Source organism: Pseudomonas sp. Pmew2 (assembly GCF_058129885.1).
In genome coordinates this window covers 774,606-797,305 of sequence record NZ_CM176702.1, presented here as the reverse complement: position 1 = coordinate 797,305, position 22,700 = coordinate 774,606, and the positions used below count along the sequence as shown (strand labels likewise).

Here is a 22,700-nt window from a genome sequence, read left to right as displayed (position 1 = left end):
GCTCAGTCTGGCGTGATCTTCGGCAAGCGCTGCTCCAGTATCTGGTGCAGCGCACTCTGCACCGGCCAGTTGCGCATAAACCGCGCCCGGTCACGCGCGTAGGCTGCTGCAAAGGACGATTGAGAACTGTGCTGCTGCATGGCATCCAGGTCGATCATCGCCCAGCGATCGGTGCGCCAGAACAGGTTATGCCCCTTGAAATCACCATGACTGATACGCGCCTGGATAAGCTGTGCGAACAGCGTGTCCAGCGCCAGCAGTTCGGCCTCTGGTGCATCACCGGTTGCCACATGGGGAGCGAAGCGCTCGATGATGTCCGGTCCCTCGATAAACTCGGTCACCAGCCAGGCTTTGCTGCGCAAGCCGAGAAAACGCTTTTCCTGAACTGCCAGCGGTTTTGGCGTGGCGATGCCGAGAAACATCAGGCGGTTACCTTCGCGCCATGAATGCCAGGCCCGGCTGGGACGCCAGAAGCGCTTGAGCCAGTGACTGAAATTCTTGATGTTGTAACGCTTGATGACCAGCGTACGACCACTGATTTCGACACGGCCGACGCTCGCAGCGCCACCGGTCTTGTACAGATGCCCCTTGCCGAGCAGGGCATCAGCCTGAGCCAGCACCGGTAGCATCGCGGGTTCTTCCTCGCGACGAACAGCACGGAACACCGAAGCGCTGTCCTCGACGCTGAACAGACTGCAATCGCGCACGGTCTTGCTCATGAAGTCCTTGAGCCGCCAGCTGCGAACCTTGTCGATCTGCTTTTGCAGCGCCTCCATCGGCAAACCATGTTCGGCGTTGCTCAACAGGTAATGCACCAGCAACTCTTCAGTGAAGGGCTCGAAAGACCTGGGCAACTGGGCGAAGAACACGCCGAGGTTTTCCAGCACCTTTTGCCGGGACAACGGTTTGCCGGCCTGCTCGGCGCGAATGCCAGCACCATCAATCAGGTACAGCCGGCCTTGGTGGCGCAGCAGATTGTCCAGATGCAGATCTTCCTGCCACAAGCCTTTGGCGTGCTGTTGAGCGATGGCGCTCAGCGCCTCGCCGAGCACGGCTTGCTGCTCATCCGCCAGCGGTGGCAGGTGCTGGACAGCATTCCAGGCATCGCCCAGGCTTGACGCCTGCTCCAGAAACTCGAACAGCAGCCAGCCACCCTCGCCATCCTGCAAACCGTCGGCAAGCAGCAGCGGAGTGGTCAGCCCCTGTTCGGCAAGCAGACGCACCCCGGCCAGTTCACGCTGAAAGTGCCGGGCCGCCTTGTCGCCCACCAGCAGTTTTGCCAGCACCGTTCGGCCTCGCCAAACGCCTGCGCCCACATAGCGCTGCCCCGGCAATACCCGCAGCAGGGTCAATAATTGCAGTTCAGCCGAACCGGCAGCATCGGCCAGCGTCAGACTCATCGGCAACTCGGGGGTACGTCCGGCATTCTTGAGTTCAGACAAGCGCATCAACGGGTCTCTTTATCATCGCGGTGTTGAAGGTCTCGTTTGTGAGCGCTGCGCTTGCCCAAACGCGCATTCCAGGCATCGACCAGCAAGCTGTCCGGAGTGGCTTGCAGATAAGCCGCCAACAGTTCGCGGCGATCGGCCTCATTCCACATCGGCGCGCGGCGCAGCAGCGGTTCGAGGTCCCGGGCAAGGTCACGCTTGCCGAAGATCACCGGACGGGTTTTCTCCAGGTCGATCAGTTGCGCCTGGTAGCCCTTTCCCACCGCCTGCAGAAAAATATGCTTGGGATAAAAGCAGCCATGAACCTGTCCGGCGCCGTGCAGCGTGCGCGCCAACTGGCCGCAGGCGTGAAGTACCGCCAGACGCTGGACGCTCTCCATCTGGTTCCACTGCTGCAACAGTTCGTCAAGATCGGTCCAGCCGTCCAGCGCACGCGTCATGAGGATCGCCCGGTATTCCCCGTCGACCTTGCGCTCGCCATAAAACACCGCTTGCAGCGCTGGAATGCCCAGCTTGCGGTAGCGACTGATGTTACGAAACTCACGAGAGAAGGACGGCTCGCCAAACGGATGATGCAACGTGTGGGTCAGGTAATTGCTCTGGCGCTTGAGGTAAAACCCCTGACCGTCCAGGTCGAGACGGAACACACTGCTCCAGCCGCCGCGCCCGGTATTGGGCTCGTCGACCGCATCAAGCCTGATGTTCCAAAGCGATTCAAAATCAGCCAGGTTGTGACGCGCCAGTAACGGCTGGTCAGCACTGGCAATAAAAACGCTCATTCACGGCCCTCGAAAAAGCTGACGATATGTCGAATACGTTTCTTGTCGGAGGCGTTCAACCGCGTTCGCTGACGGTACTGCAGGTAGAAGCGCAGACGCTGGGTAGCTGACAAGTGATACTTGGCGACCTTGTCCAGGCACGCCAGATCCTTGGTGATCCGATAGCGCAGCATGAAGCTCCACCAGAATGCGCCATTGGGGCAATCGATGAAAAACAGCTTGCCTTCGTCATCGACCAACAGGTTGCGCCATTTCAAATCATTATGTGTGAAATGGTTGTCGTGCATGGTCCGGGTACAGGCAGCCAGCTGATGACTTACAGCGTCGACCCATTGCCGGTCGGCCAGTCGCGGATCCTTGCGTTGCGCCAGCGCAGACAAGTCTTCGGTATTGGGCAAGCCGCGAGTGATCAGTGCGCCGCGATCATACGCTGCGCCGTTGCGCTCCAGCCCCCAGGCCACCACTTCTGCCGTGGGAATGCCCCATTTGGCAAAACGTTTGAGGTTCTGCCACTCGGACTTGACCCTGGGCTTGCCGATGTAACGGCGCAGGCCTTTGCCCGCACCTACGTAGCGTTTGACGTAGTAGTAAACCCCGGCGCGCTCGACGCGGATGACGTCGGACAGCGGGTCTCGGGTCAACTGCTGGCCTTGCAAGGCAAACACGGAATCCAGACTGCCGAAATCCTGCTGCAGAAAAGCGTACTCGGGCTCAAGCTTCCAGCCCGCCATCAGAGCGCATCCCCGTAGCGCACTTTGCGCTGATACAGCTTGTCGGCCTTCTTCTCCAGCCAGCTCAGCAGCGGCGCTTCCTTAAGCAGTATTTCGCGCAGCGGTTTCTGGAAATAACCCTTGAGAAAACGCAGCTTGTCGCGTCGCGTGAGACCAATGTCCAGCGCTGAAAAATACAACGCGGCCAGGTCCTTGTTGCGCCAGCGTGGTGTTATTGCTCGACGCGTCTGGGCACGGTGCAGGTCGATGACTGACAATCTGAAATCGTCAGCGGTGACCGGTGTGTCGGTGTGCAACAAAAAATGACAGATGTAACAGTCGCGATGGTTCACGCCGGCGCGATGCATCATACCGACCAAACGGGCAACTTCGGCGATAAACGCTCTTTTCAGACGGGGCTCCGGCGGCTCGTTGCGCCAGTTGATACTGACGTCTTCCAGGCTGGTAGTCGGGGCCAGCTCTTCAGTGACAATAAACGAATGCTGCGCGGCAGGGTTGCTGCCACGTTCACCATAGGCCACGGCCGTCATGGTCGGGACGCCGACTTCATGCAGACGCTCGATGGCGTCCCACTCCTTGCCAGCGCCCAGCACTGGCAACTTGGCAGTTGCCAGGTTCTTGGCGATTTCACCCCAGCCGATACCACGGTGGATCTTGACGAAATAACCACGCCCGTTGACCTCGGTGCGCAGCGTGCGGCGTCCTTCCAGCTCGCGGTAGACCTCGCCGCTCAGGCCCTCGACCTCGACGAACGCATCGCGTCCGGCCCACAGGCTCTTGAACGGTTCAGCCAGGAACAGCTTCATCAATAGTGCTCCGCCAGAATCACATCCGCAGCGTGTTGCGGCATGCTGTAAAGGTCCGCTGTGTCAGCAAAGGCCAGGCCATTGCGACCCCAGGCGCTGCGCGCGTCATCATCCTCAAGCATGTCCGACAGGTAGCGATTGAGTTGTACCTGATCGAACGGCTCGTCCAGCACCCGCCCGCAGTCAGCTTCGGCTATGTAATGGGCGTACCCGCAGACTGCACTGACCAGAACCGGCAAACCGGCGACCAGTGCTTCAAGCAATACGGTGCCAGTATTCTCGTTGTAAGCCGGATGAATCAGCAGGTCGGCGCCCAGCAGAAAACGCGGAATATCGCTGCGCCCTTTCATGAACGTCACCTGGTCGCCCAGGCCCAGCGCCGCGCTTTGCAACTGGAATACTTTGGGGTCGTCCTGGCCGATTACAAACAGGCGGGTACGCTTTTTGAGCTCGGCAGGCAACGCCGCTAGCGCCTTCAGGCTGCGATCGACGCCCTTTGTCTTGAAACCGGAGCCGATCTGCACCAATAACAGGTCTTCGTCGGCAAGCCCGAATTCCTTGCGAAAGCCAGCACGGATGTCTGGTGCGTCCGGCGGTGCGCGGCGATCCTGGGAAATGCCCGGTGGCAACAAATGAAAGCGCGACGGCGGGGTGTCGTAATGCTTGATGAACAGCGGCTGCTGTACTTCGGAAATCATCAACACCTGAGTTTTCGAGTCTTTAGCAAACACCGCGCGCTCGTAGTCAGCAAAGTGGCGATAACGGCCCCACTTGCGATACAGCGGGCTGCGCAGGTTCTGCGCCTTGTCCTCGAAGCAGCCGTCGGCGGCGTAATACACATCCAGACCGGGCATCTTGTTGAAACCGATCAGACGGTCCACCGGGCGCCTGGCCAGGTCTGCTTCCATCCACGCCGTGAGCTTTTCATTGCGTCGATGATTGAAGAAAGCCTTGACCGGCGCTACCAGCACTTCAAAACCGGGCGGCACATCGCCTTCCCAGATCAGGGTGTAGACGCGGATCTGGTGGCCGCGCTGCTGGCACTCCAGAGCAATGCGCATGAAATCGCGTTGCAGACCGCCGAACGGAAAGTATTTGTAGAGTACAAAAGCCAGTTGCATCAGCCAGGTTCCTTTGCCAGCAACAGCGCGCCCAGTTGGCTCGCTACTCGCTCGGGATTCAGGCGAGTGAAGCACATCGGCCACTCGCGTTTAAGGTCGAACCGGCGCTGATCATCGGCGGTCGGTTGGTACGTGCATTTCTTTTGCAGGCAAGGTGTGCAGCCCGGATAGTCGCTGGCCAGATGCACCTGCGACTTGCCATACGCTCCGGTCAGGCCCGGGTTGGTCGGGCCGAACAGGGAAATGGTCGGCACGTCCAGTGCGGCGGCCAGGTGTCCGATTCCGGTATCCACCGCAACGCAGGCCTGTGCGCTGGCCAATACCCGCGCTACACCCGCCAGATTCAATTTCGGCAGCACGTGTGCGCTGTCCAGACCGTCGGCAATGCGCTCGGCGCGTGCCTTTTCTGCCGGGTTGCCCCATGGCAATTGCACCTGCAAACCGCGAGCCGCCATCAGTTCGGCCAGTTGTCGCCAGTACAACTCGGGCCAGTGCTTGGTGTCCCAGGTTGTGCCATGCAGAAACAGCACGAACGGAGCCTGCAACGTGTCATCCAGAGTCGCCAGCGGCTTGAGGCCGTAGTCGCCCATACCGGACGGCTGTGAATAACCCAATGCCTGAGCGAACAACTGACGCAGTCGTTCGACCGCATGCTGCCCGCGTGGCACTGCAAAAGCGCGGTCATAAAAGCGACTGGCGACCGGTTCGCGTGCCGAGTCGCGGTCCAGCCCCGCCACCGACGCATCGACATAACGTGTCAGCCAGGCACTTTTGAACAAGCCCTGAGCGTCAATCACCAGATCGTAGCGCTGTTCGCGCACCTGCTGTTTGAAGCGCCGCCACTCCCCCGACCTGAAGGTCTGCCAGAGGTGCTTGCGCCAGCGGCGGATCGCCACCGGGATCACCCTGTCGACCGCTGGGTGCCAGGCGGGAATTTCGGCGAAACCCTCTTCCACTACCCAGTCAAAGCGGATGCCGGGCAGCGCTCGCTGCGCATCGGTCAGTGCGGGCAAGGCATGGATCACATCGCCCAGCGAAGAAGTCTTGATCAGCAGTACCCGCAAAATCAGGCGACCTCCACCGGCGTGCTGTTCAGGCGGCTCAGCGCCTGAATCACGGCGTCCGGTTCAAGCAGACGCATACAGTTGTAATGGCCGAAACGGCAGGTGCGCTCAAAGCACGGGCTGCACTCTATACCCAGGCGCACCACTTCCACTGCGTCGGCCAGCGGTGGCGTGAAGCCCGGCGAGGTCGAACCGTAGACGGCCACCAGCGGGCGGTTCAGCGCTGCGGCCACATGCATCAGGCCGGAATCGTTGGACACCACCGCGTCAGCACACGAGAGCAGGTCGATGGCTTCGGCCAGCGAGGTTTCACCACTGAGGTTGACCGACTCCTCACGCAGACCGGGAATCAGTTCCTGGCGAATACTCTCGCCGACCGGGTGATCCTTTTTCGAGCCGAACAGCCAGACTTGCCAGCCTTCGCGAATGCTGGCGTCGGCGACTTGTGCGTAATGCTCGGCAGGCCAGCGCTTGGACTCGCCGAACTCTGCACCTGGGCATAGTGCCAGCACCGGACGATCGAGGGTCAGCCCGAACTTGCTCAATGCCGCATCGCGAGTCGCGGTGTCGATGCGCAGGCTGGGCTTGGGATAAGGACGCGGCAACTCGGTGCTCTTGTCGAATGCCAAAGCCATGAAACGCTCGATCATCAGCGGATAGCGCTGTTTGTCGAGGGTGCGCACGTCATTGAGCAGGCCATAGCGGAATTCACCGCGCCAGCCGGTACGCTTCGGTATACCGGCAAAAAAGGGCACCAAAGCGGATTTCAGCGAGTTGGGCAGCAGGATAGCCTGATCGTATTGGCCAGCCAGGGACTTGCCGATCCGGCGACGGGTCGCCAGCTCGAGGGCGCCGTGACCCAGCGGGAAACTGAGCGCAGCACGAACCTGCGGCATGCGTTCCAGTATCGGACGGCTCCATTCAGGGGCCAGCACGTCGATTTCGCACTCGGGATGACGCTGTTTCAGACACTGGAACAGCGTTTGTGCCATCACCATGTCACCGACCCAGCTAGGCCCAACGATCAGAATTTTCATGTTCTATCCAAAAACGACCAGAAACGATCAGGGAGGCCGATCAGACTGCGTGACATTCCCACACAACCTGTCGCCTCCCTGTCATAGCTTTATATAGTGTTGCAGCGGAATATGGCGTTGCCGCGCGGCTCAGCTCAAACCCATCTGCGTCCAGATCCGCATCACCTCACGCCGCTGGGCATGAAACTGATCGCCGCTGACCACGCCCGCCTGCTTCTGTAAAGCCTGACGATGCGCTGCCGAGCGGTACGCCTTGTAGGCTTCGCGCAACAGGCCGGCGTCCGTGTCAGGCAACAGCCCGGCGTCCTCAAGCCCTTCGAGAATCCGAATGTTGTCGGTGTATTGCAGCAGCGCTGGATGCTCTCTGGACCACGCCAAGGCGGCGTATTGCACCATAAATTCGATATCGACGATACCTCCGGCGTCCTGCTTGAGGTCGAACGGCACCGACGCCTCGAAGGCACTGGCCGCCCTTCCGGCTGCTGTCACGCGGGTGCCGAGGTTGTCGCGCATCTTGCCGCGCATCTCTCTGACTTCGGCGCGCAGCTTGTCCAGATCACGCTCGCGCCCCAGCACATCGGCACGGACTTTTTCGAACTGCTCGCCAACATCGCGACTGCCGGTCATCACCCGCGCACGCACCAGCGCCTGATGCTCCCAGGTCCAGGCTTCATTGGCCTGATAACGGGCGAAGGCCCCCAGCGAACTGACCAGCAACCCGGATGCACCCGACGGCCGCAGGCGCATGTCGACGTCATACAGCTGACCGGAGTTGGTTTGCGTGGTCAGCAAATGGATCACCCGCTGCCCCAGACGAGTGAAGAACTGCGCGGTGTCGATCGGTTTGGCACCGTCGGTCTCGGCCTCCAGATCGCCATCATGAATGAACACCAGATCCAGATCGGAGCCGTGCCCCAGCTCGATGCCGCCGACCTTGCCGTAGCCGACAATCACGAAACCTGGGTCGCACAACGTGCCGTCCGGACGTAAAGGCGTACCGTGCCGGGCCACGCTGTAGCGCCAAGCCAGAGCGAGCACCTGATCGAGAATCGCCTCGGCCAGCCAGGTCAGGTAATCACTGACTTTCATCAACGGCAGGCTGCCGGATATCTCGGACGCCGCAACCCGCAGGCTGTGGGCCAGCTTGAAATGCCGCAGGGCTTCCATCTGCTGCTCGAGGTCGTCCTCCGGGATACGAATCAGTCGCTCACGAAGCTCGGCCGCCAACTCTGGTGCCAACGGCGGATTGAACAGGCGACCTTCATTGAGCAGCTCATCGAGCAGCAGCGGGAAGCGTGCGATCTGCTCCGCAATCCATGGGCTGGCAGCGCACAGGGTCAGCAGTTGTCGCAACGCATCGGGGTTTTCGGTCAGCAACACCAGATACGCCGAGCGCCGGGCGACCGCTTCTACCAGCGGCAGCACACGCTCCAGCACCAGGTCGGGCTTCTCATGCTCTACCGCCTGAGCCAGCAACCGAGGGATGAACGCATCCAGCCGCTCACGACTCAGACGCTGCATCGAACGCAGGTTGGGACTGCTGCGCAGGCTGGCCAGATTCTTCAGTGCCTTTTCCGCATCGACGAAACCGGCCTGCAACAGCTGGCGACCCGCGGCTTCCTCGTCCTGGGACTCTTCCCACAGGGGCAGCCACTCGCCACCCACCGCGACTTCACTGTCGTCCTGCTGCTCGTCGTCGGGATCCGAATCGGGGTCGGCGATGACCTGACGGAAATGCCAGGACACCCGACTGCACCAGTACATAAGGCGCTCGTGAAAACTGACCCAGTCGGCAAAGCCCATGATCAGGGCAATGCGTGCCTGATCCTGATCGTTGTCCGGCAACATTTGCGTCTGACGGTCGGCAATCGCCTGAATGGCGTGCTCGGTGTAACGCAAAAATTCGTAACCCTCGCGCAGCTCTTCAGTCACCGCCGAAGGCAGATAACCCTGCCCTTCAAGGGTTTTCAGCACTTTGAACAGCGGGCGCTGTTGCAGGCTCAGGTCGCGGCCGCCGTGGATCAGCTGGAACGCCTGGGCGATAAACTCGACTTCGCGAATCCCCCCCGCACCGAGCTTGATGTTTTCCGCCATGCCCTTGCGCTTCACTTCCTGCTGAATCAGCTGCTTCATGGTGCGCAGCGCTTCAATGGCCGAGAAGTCCAGGTAACGGCGATACACGAACGGGCGCAACATATCCAGCAGCTCGGCACCTGCGGCCTGATCGCCGCCGACCACTCGTGCCTTGATCATCGCGTAACGTTCCCAGTCCCGGCCCTGATCCTGGTAATACTGCTCCAGCGCGTTGAAACTGAGCACCAGCGCCCCGGAAGAACCGTAGGGCCGCAGGCGCATGTCGACCCTGAACACGAAACCATCGACGGTTACCGGGTCCAGAGCCTTGATCAGCCGCTGCCCCAGGCGAATGAAAAACTCCTGGTTATCCAGCGCACGCTTGGTGCCCAGCGTCTCGCCACCCTCCGGGTAGGCAAAGATCAGGTCAATGTCCGACGAAAGGTTCAGTTCGACCGCGCCTAGTTTGCCCATGCCCAGAATGACCATGTGCTGCGGCTGCCCAGAGTGACGACCGGTCGGTGTGCCGAACTGCTCGCAGTGCCGTGGATACAGCCATTGGTAGGCCAGGTCGATCGAAGCATCGGCCATTTCCGATAGATCACGGCAGGTTTCGATCAGATCTGCCTGACGGGTCAGATCGCGCCAGATGATTCGCACTTGCTGGCGTGCGCGCTGCCGACGTAGATTACGCCCCAACTCGTCATCACTGGTGGCGCTCGACAGGGCATCGGCAATCTGACCGCGCAATTGGCCGGCAGAGAGGCTACGCTCCAGCTCGCCCGAATCGGCCAGTTGCAGGAGCATCTGTGGGTCACGGCAAACTTGCTCGGTGACAAAATCACTGGCGGCGCAAACCCGGTCGAACGCCTTGCGGCGCGCTTCGGGCCAGGCCTCGAAAGACGCCAGCGCGTCCTCTGACAAAGCAGTGAGCGCGGCCTGGAAAGTCTGGCGGGCACGGGTAATCAATGGCAGCAGAATGGCCGGAAATTCAGCCAGTAAAGGTAGGCTCATGGTCTATCCTTGATCGGCGTGCAAACGCCCGTCTGTCATGACGGCAAGACGCGTCTGCCAGCACCGCTTGTCGAACAAAGGTTATAAATTGCTGGAAAAATCAAATTAGAAGCATAAAAATCCGCTTTTTCCCTGCAAGATATTCAATAGCAATCAACAGTAACGTTTTAAGTTACAAGACAACAGGAGCGATTGAGTCGCTTCTCTGTAGTTTTACTACTGGGTCCGATACTCGGAGGGCTGAAATCGTCGTCGATTTGTAGTAAAACTACACGCCGCCGGATCCCACCCTCCGGTAATCCAAGAATTTATGTCGTCTGCCCACAAGGCCAGTCGCAAACTCAGGCAACCGATTCTGGAAGCCTTTCCGCCCTGGAGCAAGCCATGCAAGACCTCGATCCCGTCGAAACCCAGGAATGGCTGGACGCCCTGGAATCGGTTCTCGACAAAGAAGGCGAAGACCGCGCTCACTACCTGATGACCCGTTTGGGCGAGCTGGCCACCCGTAGTGGTTCGCAGCTGCCGTACGCCATCACTACGCCATACCGCAACACGATTCCTGTCACCCACGAAGCACGCATGCCTGGCGACCTGTTCATGGAACGCCGCATTCGCTCGCTGGTGCGCTGGAACGCATTGGCAATGGTCGTCAAAACCAACCTGAACGACCCGGATCTGGGCGGCCACATCTCCAGCTTCGCCTCCAGCGCCACGCTGTACGACATCGGCTTCAACTACTTCTTCCAGGCCCCGACCGACGAACACGGCGGCGACCTGATCTACTTCCAGGGTCACGCATCGCCAGGCGTCTATGCCCGTGCGTTCCTCGAAGGCCGTATCACCGAAGACCAGATGAACAACTTCCGCCAGGAAGTCGACGGCAATGGCCTGTCGTCTTACCCACACCCGTGGCTGATGAAGGATTTCTGGCAGTTCCCGACTGTATCGATGGGCCTTGGCCCGATCCAGGCGATCTACCAGGCGCGCTTCATGAAGTACCTGGAGCACCGCGGTTACATCCCGGAAGGCAAGCAGAAAGTCTGGTGCTTCCTGGGTGACGGCGAGACCGACGAGCCAGAATCCCTGGGCGCCATCGCTCTGGCCGGTCGCGAGAAGCTCGACAACCTGATCTTCGTCGTCAACTGCAACCTGCAGCGCCTCGACGGCCCGGTTCGCGGCAACGCCAAGATCATCCAGGAACTGGAAGGCGTGTTCCGTGGTGCTCAGTGGAACGTCACCAAAGTCATCTGGGGCCGTTTCTGGGACCCGCTGCTGGCCAAGGACGTCGACGGTATCCTGCAACGTCGTATGGACGAAGTCATCGACGGCGAATACCAGAACTACAAGGCCAAGGACGGCGCGTTCGTCCGCGAGCACTTCTTCAACTCGCCTGAACTCAAGGCAATGGTTGCCGATCTGTCCGACGACGAGATCTGGAAACTCAACCGTGGTGGCCACGATCCGTACAAGGTTTATGCGGCCTACCACGAAGCCGTCAACCACAAGGGTCAACCGACCGTGGTTCTGGCCAAGACCATCAAAGGTTATGGCACCGGCGCCGGCGAAGCGAAAAACACTGCACACAACACCAAGAAGGTCGATGTCGACAGCCTGCGTCACTTCCGTGACCGTTTCGACATCCCGGTCAAGGACTCCGAACTCGAAGCCCTGCCGTTCTACAAGCCGGAAGAAGGCAGCGCCGAAGCCCGTTACCTGAGCGAGCGTCGTGCTGCGCTGGGTGGCTTCGTACCTCAGCGCCGCGCGCAGAGCTTCAGCCTGCCGACGCCGCCACTCGATACCCTCAAGGCCATCCTTGACGGTTCGGGCGACCGTGAAATTTCCACCACCATGGCTTTCGTGCGCATCCTGGCGCAGCTGGTCAAGGACAAGGAAGTCGGTCAGCGCATCGTGCCGATCATCCCGGACGAAGCCCGTACCTTCGGTATGGAAGGCATGTTCCGCCAGCTGGGCATCTACTCGTCGGTCGGCCAGCTCTACGAGCCAGTCGATAAAGAACAGGTAATGTTCTATCGCGAAGACAAGAAAGGCCAGATTCTCGAAGAAGGCATCAACGAAGCGGGCGCCATGTCCTCCTTCATCGCTGCCGGTACTTCGTATTCCAGCCACAACCAGCCGATGATTCCGTTCTACATCTTCTACTCGATGTTCGGTTTCCAGCGTATCGGCGATCTGGCATGGGCTGCTGGCGACAGCCGCACCCGTGGTTTCCTGATCGGCGGCACCGCCGGCCGTACCACGCTGAACGGCGAAGGCCTGCAGCACGAAGACGGTCACAGCCACATTCTGGCGTCGACCATCCCGAACTGCCGCACCTTCGACCCGACTTACGGTTACGAACTGGCAGTGATCATCCAGGACGGCATGCGCCGGATGTTCGAAGAGCAGCAGGACGTTTTCTACTACCTGACCGTGATGAACGAGTCCTACACCCAGCCAGCCATGCCGGCCGGTGCGGAAGAAGGCATCGTCAAGGGCATGTACCTGCTCGAAGAAGACACAAGGGAAGCGGCGCACCACGTCCAGTTGCTGGGCTCGGGCACCATCCTGCGTGAAGTTCGCGAAGCGGCGAAGATTCTCCGTGACGAGTTCAACATCGGCGCTGACGTCTGGAGCGTTACCAGCTTCAACGAACTGCGTCGCGACGGTCTGGCTGTAGAGCGTAACAACCGCCTGCACCCTGGCCAGAAGCCGGAACTGAGCTATGTTGAGCAGTGCCTCAACGGTCGCAAAGGCCCGGTCATTGCATCGACGGATTACATGAAGCTGTTCGCTGACCAGATTCGTCAGTGGGTTCCAACCAAGGAGTATAAAGTCCTGGGCACCGACGGTTTCGGCCGTAGCGACAGCCGCAAGAAGCTGCGTCACTTCTTTGAAGTCGATCGTCACTTCGTTGTGCTGGCAGCCCTGGAAGCTTTGGCGGATCGTGGCGATATCGAACCTAAAGTGGTGGCGGAAGCCATCGCCAAGTTCGGCATCGATCCTGAAAAACGCAATCCACTGGACTGCTAAGAGTCTGCTTCAAGAGCGCTGATCAGAGCGTAAACAGCCGAGGATGCGGAATTTACCTACCGTAAATGAGCATCCAACGCTGTTTCGTTGTAACTGAACCAGCGTATTGGTGAGTGAACAGGTTCTCCTAAGGAGAGACATAGTGAGTGAGTTAATTCGTGTACCCGACATCGGCAACGGTGAAGGCGAAGTCATTGAATTGATGGTCAAGGTCGGTGATCGCATCGAAGCCGACCAGAGCATTCTGACGCTGGAATCAGACAAGGCGAGCATGGAAATCCCTGCTCCCAAGGCTGGCGTCATCAAGGCCATGAAGGTCAAGCTGGGCGACCGCCTGAAAGAAGGCGACGAGCTGTTCGAGCTGGAAGTGGAAGGCGAAGCGGCTGCCGCACCTGCCCCCGCAGCCGAACCTGCCGCGGCACCTGCTGCTGCCGAAAAACCGGCTGAAGCTGCACCGGCACCTGCCGCTGCTGCGCCTGCTCCGGCAGCCAGCGCCAGCGTTCAGGACATCCACGTGCCGGACATCGGCTCGTCGGGCAAGGCCAAAATCATCGAGCTGATGGTCAAGGTCGGTGACTCCATTCAGGCTGATCAGTCGTTGATCACCCTGGAATCCGACAAGGCCAGCATGGAGATCCCATCTCCGGCAGCAGGCGTTGTCGAGAGCATCGAAGTCAAGCTGGACCAGGAAGTCGGTACCGGCGACCTGATCCTCAAACTGAAAGTCGAAGGCGCAGCGCCCGCCGCAGCTCCGGCACCTGCTGCCAGCGCACCGGCTGCCGCTCCTGCCAAGGCTGAAGCGGCTGCACCGGCCGCTGCTCCAGCGCCGAAAGCCGAAGCAGCACCTGCTCCGGCTGCACCGGCCAAAGACGGCGCCAAGGTTCACGCAGGCCCGGCTGTTCGTCAGCTGGCACGCGAGTTCGGCGTCGAGCTGAGCGCGGTCAGCGCCACCGGCCCACACGGCCGCGTGCTGAAAGAAGACGTTCAGGTTTACGTCAAGACCATGATGCAGAAGGCCAAGGACGCTCCGGCTGGCGGCGCAAGCGGCGGCTCGGGCATTCCGCCGATCCCGGAAGTCGATTTCAGCCGTTTCGGCGAGATCGAAGAAGTACCGATGACGCGCCTGATGCAACTCGGCGCTTCGGGTCTGCACCGCAGCTGGCTGAACATTCCGCACGTCACGCAATTCGACCAGGCCGACATTACCGACCTGGAAGCTTTCCGTGTTGCGCAGAAAGGTGCTGCAGAGAAGGCTGGCGTCAAGCTGACCGTTCTGCCACTGCTGCTCAAGTCCTGCGCCCACTTGCTCAAGGAGCTGCCGGACTTCAACGCTTCGCTGGCACCTAGCGGCAAGGCCGTGATTCGCAAGAAGTACGTGCACATCGGCTTTGCCGTGGACACCCCGGATGGCCTGTTGGTACCGGTTATCCGCGACGTCGATCAGAAGAGCCTGTTGCAGCTGGCCGCCGAAGCCGCAGCACTGGCTGAAAAGGCACGTAACAAAAAGCTGACTGCAAACGACATGCAGGGCGCGTGCTTCACCATCTCCAGCCTCGGCCACATTGGCGGCACCGGCTTCACGCCGATCGTCAACGCGCCGGAAGTGGCGATCCTCGGTGTTTCCAAGGCAACCATCCAGCCCGTCTGGGACGGTAAAGCCTTCCAGCCGAAACTGATGCTGCCGCTGTCGCTGTCCTACGATCACCGCGTGATCAACGGCGCAGCTGCTGCCCGCTTCACCAAGCGCTTGAGCGAATTGCTGGCGGACATCCGCACAATCCTGCTGTAAGCCCTGCAGGCCCGTTCCCGGACGGGCCTTGCTATACACCTTTGCGAGCTGCCACGCTCGAACCTCAACCCCGCCCTCCAGCGGGGATTTTTTTGCCTGGCTATCGCGCCCATGCTCCGCGCTCATTGCTGGATTCTGTGGGAGTGACCGGGGCGGCGATCCGCATTGCTCACGACCATCTTCTGGGGTTGTACGGACCCCTTCGCGAGCAAGCTCGCTCCCACGACCTTTATCGCGGTGCCAGGTCTGACTGGCGGGTGATACACTACGCGACATTTTTGTTTTGCAGGTCCACCGTCGTGACTAACACCGCTTTCAATTCTCTGCCTCTGTCCGCTGCCATGCTGGCTAACCTGGAGTCGCTTGGTTACGCCGAAATGACACCGATTCAGGCGCAGAGCCTGCCGGTGATCCTCAAGGGCATGGACCTGATCGCGCAAGCCAAGACCGGCAGCGGCAAGACCGCTGCCTTCGGTATCGGCCTGCTCAACCCGATCAACCCGCGGTTCTTCGGTTGCCAGGCACTGGTCATGTGCCCGACCCGCGAACTGGCGGATCAGGTCGCCAAGGAAATCCGCCGTCTGGCGCGCTCGGAAGACAACATCAAGGTGCTGACCCTCTGCGGCGGCGTGTCTTTCGGCCCGCAGATCGGCTCGCTGGAGCACGGCGCGCACATCATCGTCGGTACGCCGGGGCGTATTCAGCAACATTTGCGCAAGGGTTCGCTGGTGCTGGACGGCCTGAACACGCTGATCCTCGATGAAGCCGACCGCATGCTGGACATGGGCTTCTACGACGCCATCGCCGACATCATCGAGCAGACCCCGCAGCGCCGTCAGACCCTGCTGTTCTCCGCGACCTACCCGGTCGGCATCAAGCAGCTGTCGTCGAAATTCATGCGTGACCCACAGACCGTAAAAGTCGAAGCGCTGCACGCCGACAGCCAGATCGAGCAGATTTTCTATGAAATCTCTCCGGAGCAGCGTCTGGAAGCGGTGGTCAAGGTACTCGGTCATTTCCGTCCGGCGTCCTGTGTGGCGTTCTGCTTCACCAAGCAGCAGGTTCAGGAAGTGGTCGACCACCTGACCGCCAAAGGCATGTCTGCCGTCGGTCTGCATGGTGATCTGGAACAGCGCGACCGCGATCAGGTACTGGCGATGTTCGCCAACCGCAGCACCTCGGTACTGGTCGCCACCGACGTGGCCGCGCGCGGTCTGGACATCGACGCACTGGACATGGTGATCAACGTCGAGCTGGCGCGCGATTCGGAAATCCACATTCACCGCGTAGGCCGTACCGGTCGCGCAGGCGAAAAAGGCATCGCGGTCAGCCTTGTGGCACCGTCGGAAAGCCAGCGCGCCCGCGCTATCGAAGAATTGCAGAAAGCCCCGTTGAACTGGCAGCAGTACGATCAGCTAAGCGTTAAGGAAGGCGGCAAACTGCTGCCGACCATGACGACGCTGTGCATCGGTTCGGGTCGCAAGGACAAACTGCGCCCGGGCGACATTCTTGGCGCGCTGACCGGCGAAGCGGGTATTGCAGGCACTCAGGTGGGCAAGATCGCGATCTTCGATTTCCAGGCGTACGTCGCCGTCGAGCGCAGCATGGCCAAACAGGCTCTGGAGCGTTTGAACAACGGCAAGATCAAAGGCAAGTCGCTGCGCGTGCGGATTTTGTAAAGTTTATAGTTGACCCTGATAGTCCCTACACTCCGCGCCGAGCATCATATACAGGCCCCGAAGGTCCTGAAAACGCGGTTTTCAGGCCTCTGCCCGTAGGGCGTGGGAGCGAACTTGTTCGCGAAGACGGTAGTTCAGACGATAAATCTTCGGAGAACATACCGGCCCTTTCGCGAACAAGCGAAGCGTCGCCCGGTCCGCTCCCACGGCCTTCGGCCAGAATCAAAAACAGGCTTGTATATAGCTTAGCGCGGAGCATGGGAACGATCGTGACCTACAGATCGAGGAAACACGCTGTGCCCGTTACCGACGTTGTAATCATTGGCGCTGGCGCCGCTGGTCTGATGTGTGCGTTCACCGCTGCCGCTCGCGGGCGCCGGGTGATGTTGATCGATCACGCCAACAAACCCGGCAAGAAGATCCTCATGTCCGGTGGCGGGCGCTGCAACTTCACCAACATGTACACCGAGCCGGCCAACTTCCTGTCGCAGAACCCGCACTTCTGCAAATCGGCCCTGGCGCGCTACACCCAGTGGGATTTCATCGCGATGGTCGCCAAACATGGCGTGCCTTATAACGAGAAGAAGCTTGGTCAGCTTTTCTGTGACAACAAGTCCAGCGACATTCTGGAAATGCTCCTGGAGGAATGTCGACAGGCCGGTGTCAGCCTGCACATGGATACCTCCGTGCAGCAGATCGAAAAGACCGAATCCGGCTACAGCCTGCAAACCACGCTGGGCACGTTGAGCTGCGAGGCACTGGTCATCGCCACGGGCGGGCTGTCGATTCCGACGCTGGGCGCAACCGGTTTCGGCTATCAGGTCGGCAAGCAGTTCGGCCACACGCTGCTGCCCACCCGCGCAGGCCTGGTGCCGTTCACCATCACCGATCAGCTCAAGGAGCTGTGCACAGAGCTTTCAGGCACATCGGTGGATTGCCTGGTCAGTTGCAATGACACCAGCTTCCGCGAAAACATCCTGTTCACGCATCGCGGCCTCAGTGGTCCGGCGATCCTGCAGATCTCTTCGTTCTGGCAGCCCGGTGACACCGTGGAAATCAACCTGCTGCCCGATCACGATGTGCCCACCTGGCTCAGTCAGCAACAGGCCGAGCGTCCCAACAGCGAATTGAAAACCCTGCTGGGCGAGATTTTCACCAAGAAGATGGCCAATCTGATCGCCGAACACTGGTTCGTGTCCAAACCCATGAAGCAGTACACCCATGCCGAACTGGCCGACATCGCCGAAAAGCTGGCGAGCTGGCAGGTGGTCCCGGCAGGCACCGAGGGTTATCGCACCGCTGAAGTGACGCTGGGCGGTATTGATACCCGTGAAGTGTCGTCCAAGACCATGGAGTCACTGAAATCCCCCGGCCTCTATTTCGTCGGCGAAGTGCTCGATGTGAGCGGTCATCTGGGCGGCTTCAACTTTCAGTGGGCGTGGGCCTCGGCGTACGCAGCGGCGCAGTACGTGTGACGTAGTGCGCGTGGCGTAACATCACGACACTGCAAATCGGTATAAATTTTGCCAAGCGGATGTACAGCCAGTCGTTTGGTCTGTACATATCCTCCTGCAGAATTGATCAATTGCGAACAGGGCCGTCAGCTTACCCATGGCATCGAAATCTCTCCGTCATACATTCCGTCGATTGTGGGCGCTGGATAAATTCAGCTATAGCGTTCGAGTCTTTATCGCACTGACCGGCAGCATGGCGCTGTGCTGGTACCAAAACGAGATGGCATTGCTGATCCCGCTGTTTCTGGGGATTATTGCCTGCGCACTGGCAGAGACTGACGATAGCTGGCAAGGCCGACTCAATGCCCTGGCCGTGACACTGGTGTGTTTCAGCATCGCCGCCCTCGCCGTCGAATTGCTCTTCCCCTACCCCATCCTGTTTGTCTGCTCGCTGGCGCTGGCCAGCTTCTGCCTGACCATGCTCGGCGCGCTGGGTGAGCGGTATGGCGCAATCGCCTACGGCACGCTGATCCTCTCGGTCTACACCATGATCGGCGTCGATCAGCGCGGCGGTGAGGTACTGGACTTCTGGCATGAGCCGATGCTGCTGGTGGCGGGTGCAACCTGGTATGGCCTGCTGTCAGTGCTGTGGCAGATGCTGTTTTCCAACCAGCCGGTGCAACAGGCGCTGGCCCGGCTGTTCCGTGAGCTGGGGCAGTACCTGAAACTCAAGTCGACGCTGTTTGAGCCGATCCGCACACTCAATGTAGAGGCCCGTCGTCTGGAACTGGCGCAGCAGAATGGCAAAGTGGTCGCCGCGCTGAACTCCACCAAGGAAATCATCCTGCACCGCGTTGGCAGCGGCCGCCCCGGTTCGAAAGTCAGCCGCTACCTGAAGCTGTATTTCATCGCCCAGGACATCCACGAGCGCGCCAGCTCGTCGCACTACCCCTACAACTCACTGGCCGACGCCTTTTTCCACAGCGATGTGCTGTTCCGCTGCCAGCGCCTGCTGCGTCAACAGGGCGTTGCCTGCCAGGCGCTGTCAGAATCCATCCAGCTGCGGCAGCCGTTCGTGTATGACCCCAGCTTCGCCGAAGCCATGGAAGACCTGCACGCCTCTCTGGAACACCTGCGCATCCAGAGCAACCCTGCGTGGCGTGGCCTGTTGCGTTCGCTGCGTGCGCTGGCTGCCAACCTCGGCACACTGGATCGCCTGATCAGCGACGCCAGCAACCCGGACGCCGTGGCCGATGCCACCGACAGCAGCCTGCTGGACCGCTCGCCGCGCAACCTCAAGGATGTCTGGACCCGCCTGCGCCTGCAGATGACCCCGACCTCACTGCTGTTCCGCCACGCCCTGCGCCTGCCGCTGGCGCTGACCATCGGTTATGCGATGGTGCACCTGATTCACCCGTCACAGGGCTACTGGATCATCCTGACCACGGTGTTTGTCTGCCAGCCGAGCTACGGCGCCACCCGGCGCAAACTCGGCCAGCGGATCATTGGTACGGCAATAGGTCTGACGGTCGGCTGGGTACTGTTCGATCTGGTTACCAGTCCGATTCTGCAATCGATGTGCGCGGTGTTGGCCGGTGTGGTGTTCTTCGTCAATCGCACCACGCGCTACACCCTGTCGACCGCCGCCATCACAGTCATGGTGCTGTTCTGTTTCAATCAGGTCGGCGACGGTTACGGGCTGTTCCTGCCACGGCTGTTCGATACGCTGCTGGGCAGCTTGATCGCCGGGCTCGCGGTGTTCCTGTTCCTGCCGGACTGGCAAGGACGACGCCTGAACAAGGTGCTGGCCAACACCCTGACCTGCAACAGCATTTACCTGCGGCAGATCATGCAGCAGTACGCCAAGGGCAAGAGTGACGACCTTGCCTATCGACTGGCGCGACGCAACGCACACAATGCCGACGCTGCGCTGTCGACCACATTGGCAAACATGCTTATGGAGCCCGGTCACTTCCGCAAGGAGGCCGATGTCGGTTTCCGCTTTCTGGTCCTGTCACATACGCTGCTGAGCTACCTTTCCGGCCTCGGCGCGCACCGTGATACACAGTTGCCTGGCGATGTCCGCGAACACCTGATCGATAACGTCGGCGCTACGCTGGCAGCCAGTATCGACGAAATCGCCGCAGGGCTGGCCGAGAAGAAACCTGTCGCCGTACAGAGTGACGCAGAGGAAGCACTGGCCGCGCAACTGGAACAGCTACCGGAAGAGATGGACGAAAGCCAGCGTCTGGTACAGGCTCAGCTAGCCTTGATCTGCCGCCAGCTGGCACCGCTACGCACCCTTGCCGCCCACCTGATCAAAGCTCCGGAGGCTGTTGCAGCCCATGCAGTCTGAACAGCTCGTCGTAGGTGCCGTCGGCCTTCATGGCGGCAATTTCACGATCAAAATCGGCGACGATTTTTGCGTGCTGAGGGTTTTTCAGGCTGACCAGAATATGCAGACTGTTCTCGCTCAACGAGCCGGGTAGAAACTCGACACGGTCGCGAACCTCGTCGGGCTCCATCGCCAGGTTATAGCGAGCGACGTATTCGTCCTCCAGTGTCAGGTCCACACGTTCGGCAGCGAGCATGCGTACGGCTGTGGAGAAGTTTTGTACGGGAACCTTCTTGAGCAGACTGTCGCTGTCAAACGCAGGGGAATAGGCATAACCGCGTACAACCGCAATCATGTAATTGTGCAGTTGTTCATGGCTCCGAACCTCGATAGCCGATTCCTTGCGTTTGATGAAGCGCACCCTATTAAGCAGGTATTCGGCTGAAAACTGACCAATTTTTGTGCGATCTTCGCTGAACCATGCGTTGATCAGAACATCGTGCCGCCCTTCACTCAACCCCAGCATTGCCCGCGCCCAAGGCACTTGCTCATACAGAGTGGTGTATCCGGCGCGGCGCAACGCCGTATTGACGATATCGGTCGCAAGTCCGCCGTTGAGCAGCAGCGCATCGGTAAAAGGTGGCCAAGGGTCAGCGACGAGGCGCAGTTTCTCGGCTGCACTGGCATGCGCCATCAGCAAAAAGACCAGCAACCCAACCGCTCGAAGCCACTGCGACATGCTCAGGTTCCTGAAAAGGGCGGTATACCCGATTTAATCCTATCGGCAGCAAAACCATCACTCATGAGAGTGCCAGCAGCTTTTAATTGAAGACCTGAAGCGGTCAGTAGACAAGCCGGAAGAAGAACATGCTCAGTAAAGCTGTACGCACATCGTTGACAGCGTTTATTGGGAATGTCGGCGGATACGTTTAGACTTCTCTTCTGGTTTCCCTGCGAGTCTGCGACATGTCTATCAAATGGATCTGCAAACATCACACCGAGTTGAGCATCCAGCAGCTGTATGCCGTGCTGCAACTGCGCGCCGAGGTGTTTGTGGTCGAGCAGCAATGTGTGTATCTGGACGTGGACGGGCAGGACCTGACGGGCGATACCTGCCACCTGATGGCCTGGCAGGAAGACAAGCTGGTCGCCTACCTGCGCTTGCTGGACCCTATCCAGCAGGGCGGCGACGTCACTATTGGGCGAGTCGTGACAGCCCCTTCGATTCGCAGCCGGGGCATTGGCCATGAACTGATGGAACAGGCTCTGGAAAACGCCGAACGCAAATGGCCTGACCAGCCCATCTATCTGTCGGCACAAGCCCACCTGCAAGGCTATTACAGCCGCTACGGTTTCAACCCGGTGGGCGAGGTCTACCTGGAAGACGACATCCCCCACATCGGCATGCGCCGCGATCTGGACTAAGAGCAGTTGCACGCCTTGAGCTGCAAGCTGCACATTGAAAGCATTGAAAAGGGATTCGTCGATGGAGGTCAGCAAGACCAAAAGCAGTTTCTATCGCCGCCTGTACGTGGCGTACCTGATTGATTCGAAGCTCGCCAGCAGCGTACCCGAACTGACCGCCGTAACCGGCATGCCACGCCGCACCGCGCAGGACACCATCAGCGCGCTCTCCGATCTGGACATCGTGTGTGAATTCGAACAGCAGGAAGGTGCCCGCAATCACGCAGGCAATTACCGTATTCGCAACTGGGGCGCCATCGACAAAACATGGATCGCCCGCAACCTGAACAGCATCAAGGCCGTGCTCGGGTATCCCTAGCAGGGCAGTTGCGAGCTTAAAGCTTGCCGTTCGAAGCCTGCAGCTCGTTATAGGTCAGGTAGACGCGCAGGTCGAATTCCAGCTGGTGATACCCGGGCAGCATGTGCTCGCATAACTGGTAGAACGCCTTGTTGTGGTCTGACTCGCGAAAATGTGCGAGCTCATGAACCACGATCATCTTCAGGAATTGTGCAGGGGCTTCCTTGAACAAGGCGGCTACCCTAATTTCATTGCTTGCCTTGAGCTTGCCGCCCTGCACTCTGGATATTTTAGTGTGCAACCCGAGCGCGCGATGGGTCAGGTCCAGGCGACTATCGAAGAGCACCTTCCTGATGGCCGGCGCGTTGCGCAGGTAATCCTGCTTGAGCGCCAGCGCGTAGGCGTAAAGAGCCTTGTCGCTTTGTATCTGATGACGCTCAGGGTAGCGCTGCTCCAGATAGTCCGCCAGACGGTTCTGGGCAATCAGCTGATGCACTTGATCCTGCAGGGTCTGCGGATAGGCCTGCAGGTATTTGAGCGGAGCATGGCTGGCGGCAGTCATGGGGCCTTTTGCATGA

The 22,700-nt window shown here is 59.8% G+C and carries 17 protein-coding genes; 7 read left to right on the top strand and 10 right to left on the bottom strand.

From position 1 onward, the window contains the following. Positions 1 to 2 precede the first annotated feature (2 nt). The 8 genes from AC4ANK_RS03595 to glnE form a co-directional block, all read right to left on the bottom strand. Complete coding sequence (locus AC4ANK_RS03595) at positions 3 to 1,448, bottom strand: lipopolysaccharide kinase InaA family protein (RefSeq protein ID WP_002551774.1); 1,446 nt, start codon at positions 1,446 to 1,448, stop codon at positions 3 to 5. Beyond that, positions 1,448 to 2,227, bottom strand: coding sequence for a lipopolysaccharide kinase InaA family protein (locus AC4ANK_RS03590; RefSeq protein ID WP_031594754.1), 780 nt, complete (start codon positions 2,225 to 2,227; stop codon positions 1,448 to 1,450). Before AC4ANK_RS03590 ends, AC4ANK_RS03595 begins: the two co-directional genes overlap by 1 nt. Then, positions 2,224 to 2,958 carry a lipopolysaccharide kinase InaA family protein gene (locus tag AC4ANK_RS03585; RefSeq protein ID WP_002551772.1) on the bottom strand — a complete coding sequence of 245 codons (735 nt, stop codon included), beginning with the start codon at positions 2,956 to 2,958 and terminating at the stop codon, positions 2,224 to 2,226. The genes AC4ANK_RS03590 and AC4ANK_RS03585 overlap by 4 nt, the downstream gene beginning before the upstream one ends. Beyond that, the gene (rfaP, locus tag AC4ANK_RS03580) at positions 2,958 to 3,764 is read right to left on the bottom strand and encodes a lipopolysaccharide core heptose(I) kinase RfaP (RefSeq protein ID WP_002551771.1); all 807 of its coding nucleotides are present in this window, start codon (positions 3,762 to 3,764) and stop codon (positions 2,958 to 2,960) included. The genes AC4ANK_RS03585 and rfaP overlap by 1 nt, the downstream gene beginning before the upstream one ends. Beyond that, positions 3,764 to 4,885, bottom strand: coding sequence for a glycosyltransferase family 4 protein (locus AC4ANK_RS03575; RefSeq protein ID WP_002551770.1), 1,122 nt, complete (start codon positions 4,883 to 4,885; stop codon positions 3,764 to 3,766). Before AC4ANK_RS03575 ends, rfaP begins: the two co-directional genes overlap by 1 nt. Continuing rightward, positions 4,885 to 5,949 carry a lipopolysaccharide heptosyltransferase I gene (gene waaC, locus AC4ANK_RS03570; RefSeq protein ID WP_002551769.1) on the bottom strand — a complete coding sequence of 355 codons (1,065 nt, stop codon included), beginning with the start codon at positions 5,947 to 5,949 and terminating at the stop codon, positions 4,885 to 4,887. Before waaC ends, AC4ANK_RS03575 begins: the two co-directional genes overlap by 1 nt. Before the next feature lie 2 nt (positions 5,950 to 5,951). Further along, complete coding sequence (gene waaF / locus AC4ANK_RS03565; protein ID WP_002551768.1) at positions 5,952 to 6,986, bottom strand: lipopolysaccharide heptosyltransferase II; 1,035 nt, start codon at positions 6,984 to 6,986, stop codon at positions 5,952 to 5,954. Positions 6,987 to 7,115: 129 nt separating this feature from the next. Further along, entirely contained in the window at positions 7,116 to 10,073 is a 2,958-nt protein-coding gene (glnE, locus tag AC4ANK_RS03560) for a bifunctional [glutamate--ammonia ligase]-adenylyl-L-tyrosine phosphorylase/[glutamate--ammonia-ligase] adenylyltransferase (RefSeq protein WP_460384214.1), read from the bottom strand. 384 nt (positions 10,074 to 10,457) lie between these two features. Here glnE and aceE point away from each other — a divergent pair, with 384 nt between their 5' ends. The 5 genes from aceE (at position 10,458) to yccS (ending at position 20,381) form a co-directional block, all read left to right on the top strand. Continuing rightward, complete coding sequence (gene aceE, locus AC4ANK_RS03555; RefSeq protein ID WP_002551766.1) at positions 10,458 to 13,103, top strand: pyruvate dehydrogenase (acetyl-transferring), homodimeric type; 2,646 nt, start codon at positions 10,458 to 10,460, stop codon at positions 13,101 to 13,103. A 142-nt stretch (positions 13,104 to 13,245) separates the two neighbouring features. Next, positions 13,246 to 14,892, top strand: a complete 1,647-nt coding sequence (gene aceF / locus AC4ANK_RS03550; RefSeq protein ID WP_044343221.1) for a dihydrolipoyllysine-residue acetyltransferase — start codon at positions 13,246 to 13,248, stop codon at positions 14,890 to 14,892. Positions 14,893 to 15,191: 299 nt separating this feature from the next. Next, the gene (gene dbpA / locus AC4ANK_RS03545; protein WP_002551764.1) at positions 15,192 to 16,571 is read left to right on the top strand and encodes an ATP-dependent RNA helicase DbpA; all 1,380 of its coding nucleotides are present in this window, start codon (positions 15,192 to 15,194) and stop codon (positions 16,569 to 16,571) included. A gap of 296 nt (positions 16,572 to 16,867) precedes the next feature. After that, a complete protein-coding gene (locus AC4ANK_RS03540; RefSeq protein ID WP_002551763.1) occupies positions 16,868 to 18,046 on the top strand; it encodes a BaiN/RdsA family NAD(P)/FAD-dependent oxidoreductase in 1,179 nt (392 codons plus the stop codon). Between the two features lie 136 nt (positions 18,047 to 18,182). Next, positions 18,183 to 20,381: a YccS family putative transporter gene (yccS, locus tag AC4ANK_RS03535; protein WP_032074424.1), complete on the top strand. Its 2,199-nt coding sequence runs from the start codon at positions 18,183 to 18,185 to the stop codon at positions 20,379 to 20,381. Here the strand turns inward: yccS and AC4ANK_RS03530 are convergent. Beyond that, positions 20,344 to 21,099 (bottom strand): substrate-binding periplasmic protein, encoded by a 756-nt coding sequence (locus AC4ANK_RS03530; RefSeq protein ID WP_002551761.1) that lies wholly within the window; start codon positions 21,097 to 21,099, stop codon positions 20,344 to 20,346. The genes yccS and AC4ANK_RS03530 overlap by 38 nt on opposite strands. A gap of 227 nt (positions 21,100 to 21,326) precedes the next feature. On the opposite strand from AC4ANK_RS03530, the gene AC4ANK_RS03525 reads away from it, so the two are divergent. Further along, entirely contained in the window at positions 21,327 to 21,785 is a 459-nt protein-coding gene (locus AC4ANK_RS03525) for a GNAT family N-acetyltransferase (protein ID WP_002551760.1), read from the top strand. Between the two features lie 61 nt (positions 21,786 to 21,846). Beyond that, the gene (locus AC4ANK_RS03520) at positions 21,847 to 22,143 is read left to right on the top strand and encodes a winged helix-turn-helix domain-containing protein (RefSeq protein WP_002551759.1); all 297 of its coding nucleotides are present in this window, start codon (positions 21,847 to 21,849) and stop codon (positions 22,141 to 22,143) included. Between the two features lie 16 nt (positions 22,144 to 22,159). On the opposite strand, the gene AC4ANK_RS03515 is transcribed toward AC4ANK_RS03520, so the two are convergent. Beyond that, entirely contained in the window at positions 22,160 to 22,684 is a 525-nt protein-coding gene (locus tag AC4ANK_RS03515; RefSeq protein ID WP_002551758.1) for a M48 metallopeptidase family protein, read from the bottom strand. Positions 22,685 to 22,700 lie beyond the last annotated feature (16 nt).

What these genes read in the sequence shown, in the direction of transcription:
- AC4ANK_RS03520 (WP_002551759.1), top strand. Translation starts at nt 21,847, where the DNA reads ATGGAGGTCAGCAAGACCAAAAGCAGTTTCTATCGCCGCCTGTACGTG.
- AC4ANK_RS03515 (WP_002551758.1), bottom strand. Translation starts at nt 22,684, where the DNA reads ATGACTGCCGCCAGCCATGCTCCGCTCAAATACCTGCAGGCCTATCCG.
- AC4ANK_RS03595 (WP_002551774.1), bottom strand. Translation starts at nt 1,448, where the DNA reads ATGCGCTTGTCTGAACTCAAGAATGCCGGACGTACCCCCGAGTTGCCG.
- waaF (WP_002551768.1), bottom strand. Translation starts at nt 6,986, where the DNA reads ATGAAAATTCTGATCGTTGGGCCTAGCTGGGTCGGTGACATGGTGATG.
- yccS (WP_032074424.1), top strand. Translation starts at nt 18,183, where the DNA reads ATGGCATCGAAATCTCTCCGTCATACATTCCGTCGATTGTGGGCGCTG.
- AC4ANK_RS03590 (WP_031594754.1), bottom strand. Translation starts at nt 2,227, where the DNA reads ATGAGCGTTTTTATTGCCAGTGCTGACCAGCCGTTACTGGCGCGTCAC.
- aceE (WP_002551766.1), top strand. Translation starts at nt 10,458, where the DNA reads ATGCAAGACCTCGATCCCGTCGAAACCCAGGAATGGCTGGACGCCCTG.
- AC4ANK_RS03530 (WP_002551761.1), bottom strand. Translation starts at nt 21,099, where the DNA reads ATGTCGCAGTGGCTTCGAGCGGTTGGGTTGCTGGTCTTTTTGCTGATG.
- rfaP (WP_002551771.1), bottom strand. Translation starts at nt 3,764, where the DNA reads ATGAAGCTGTTCCTGGCTGAACCGTTCAAGAGCCTGTGGGCCGGACGC.
- AC4ANK_RS03585 (WP_002551772.1), bottom strand. Translation starts at nt 2,958, where the DNA reads ATGGCGGGCTGGAAGCTTGAGCCCGAGTACGCTTTTCTGCAGCAGGAT.
- AC4ANK_RS03575 (WP_002551770.1), bottom strand. Translation starts at nt 4,885, where the DNA reads ATGCAACTGGCTTTTGTACTCTACAAATACTTTCCGTTCGGCGGTCTG.
- glnE (WP_460384214.1), bottom strand. Translation starts at nt 10,073, where the DNA reads ATGAGCCTACCTTTACTGGCTGAATTTCCGGCCATTCTGCTGCCATTG.
- AC4ANK_RS03525 (WP_002551760.1), top strand. Translation starts at nt 21,327, where the DNA reads ATGTCTATCAAATGGATCTGCAAACATCACACCGAGTTGAGCATCCAG.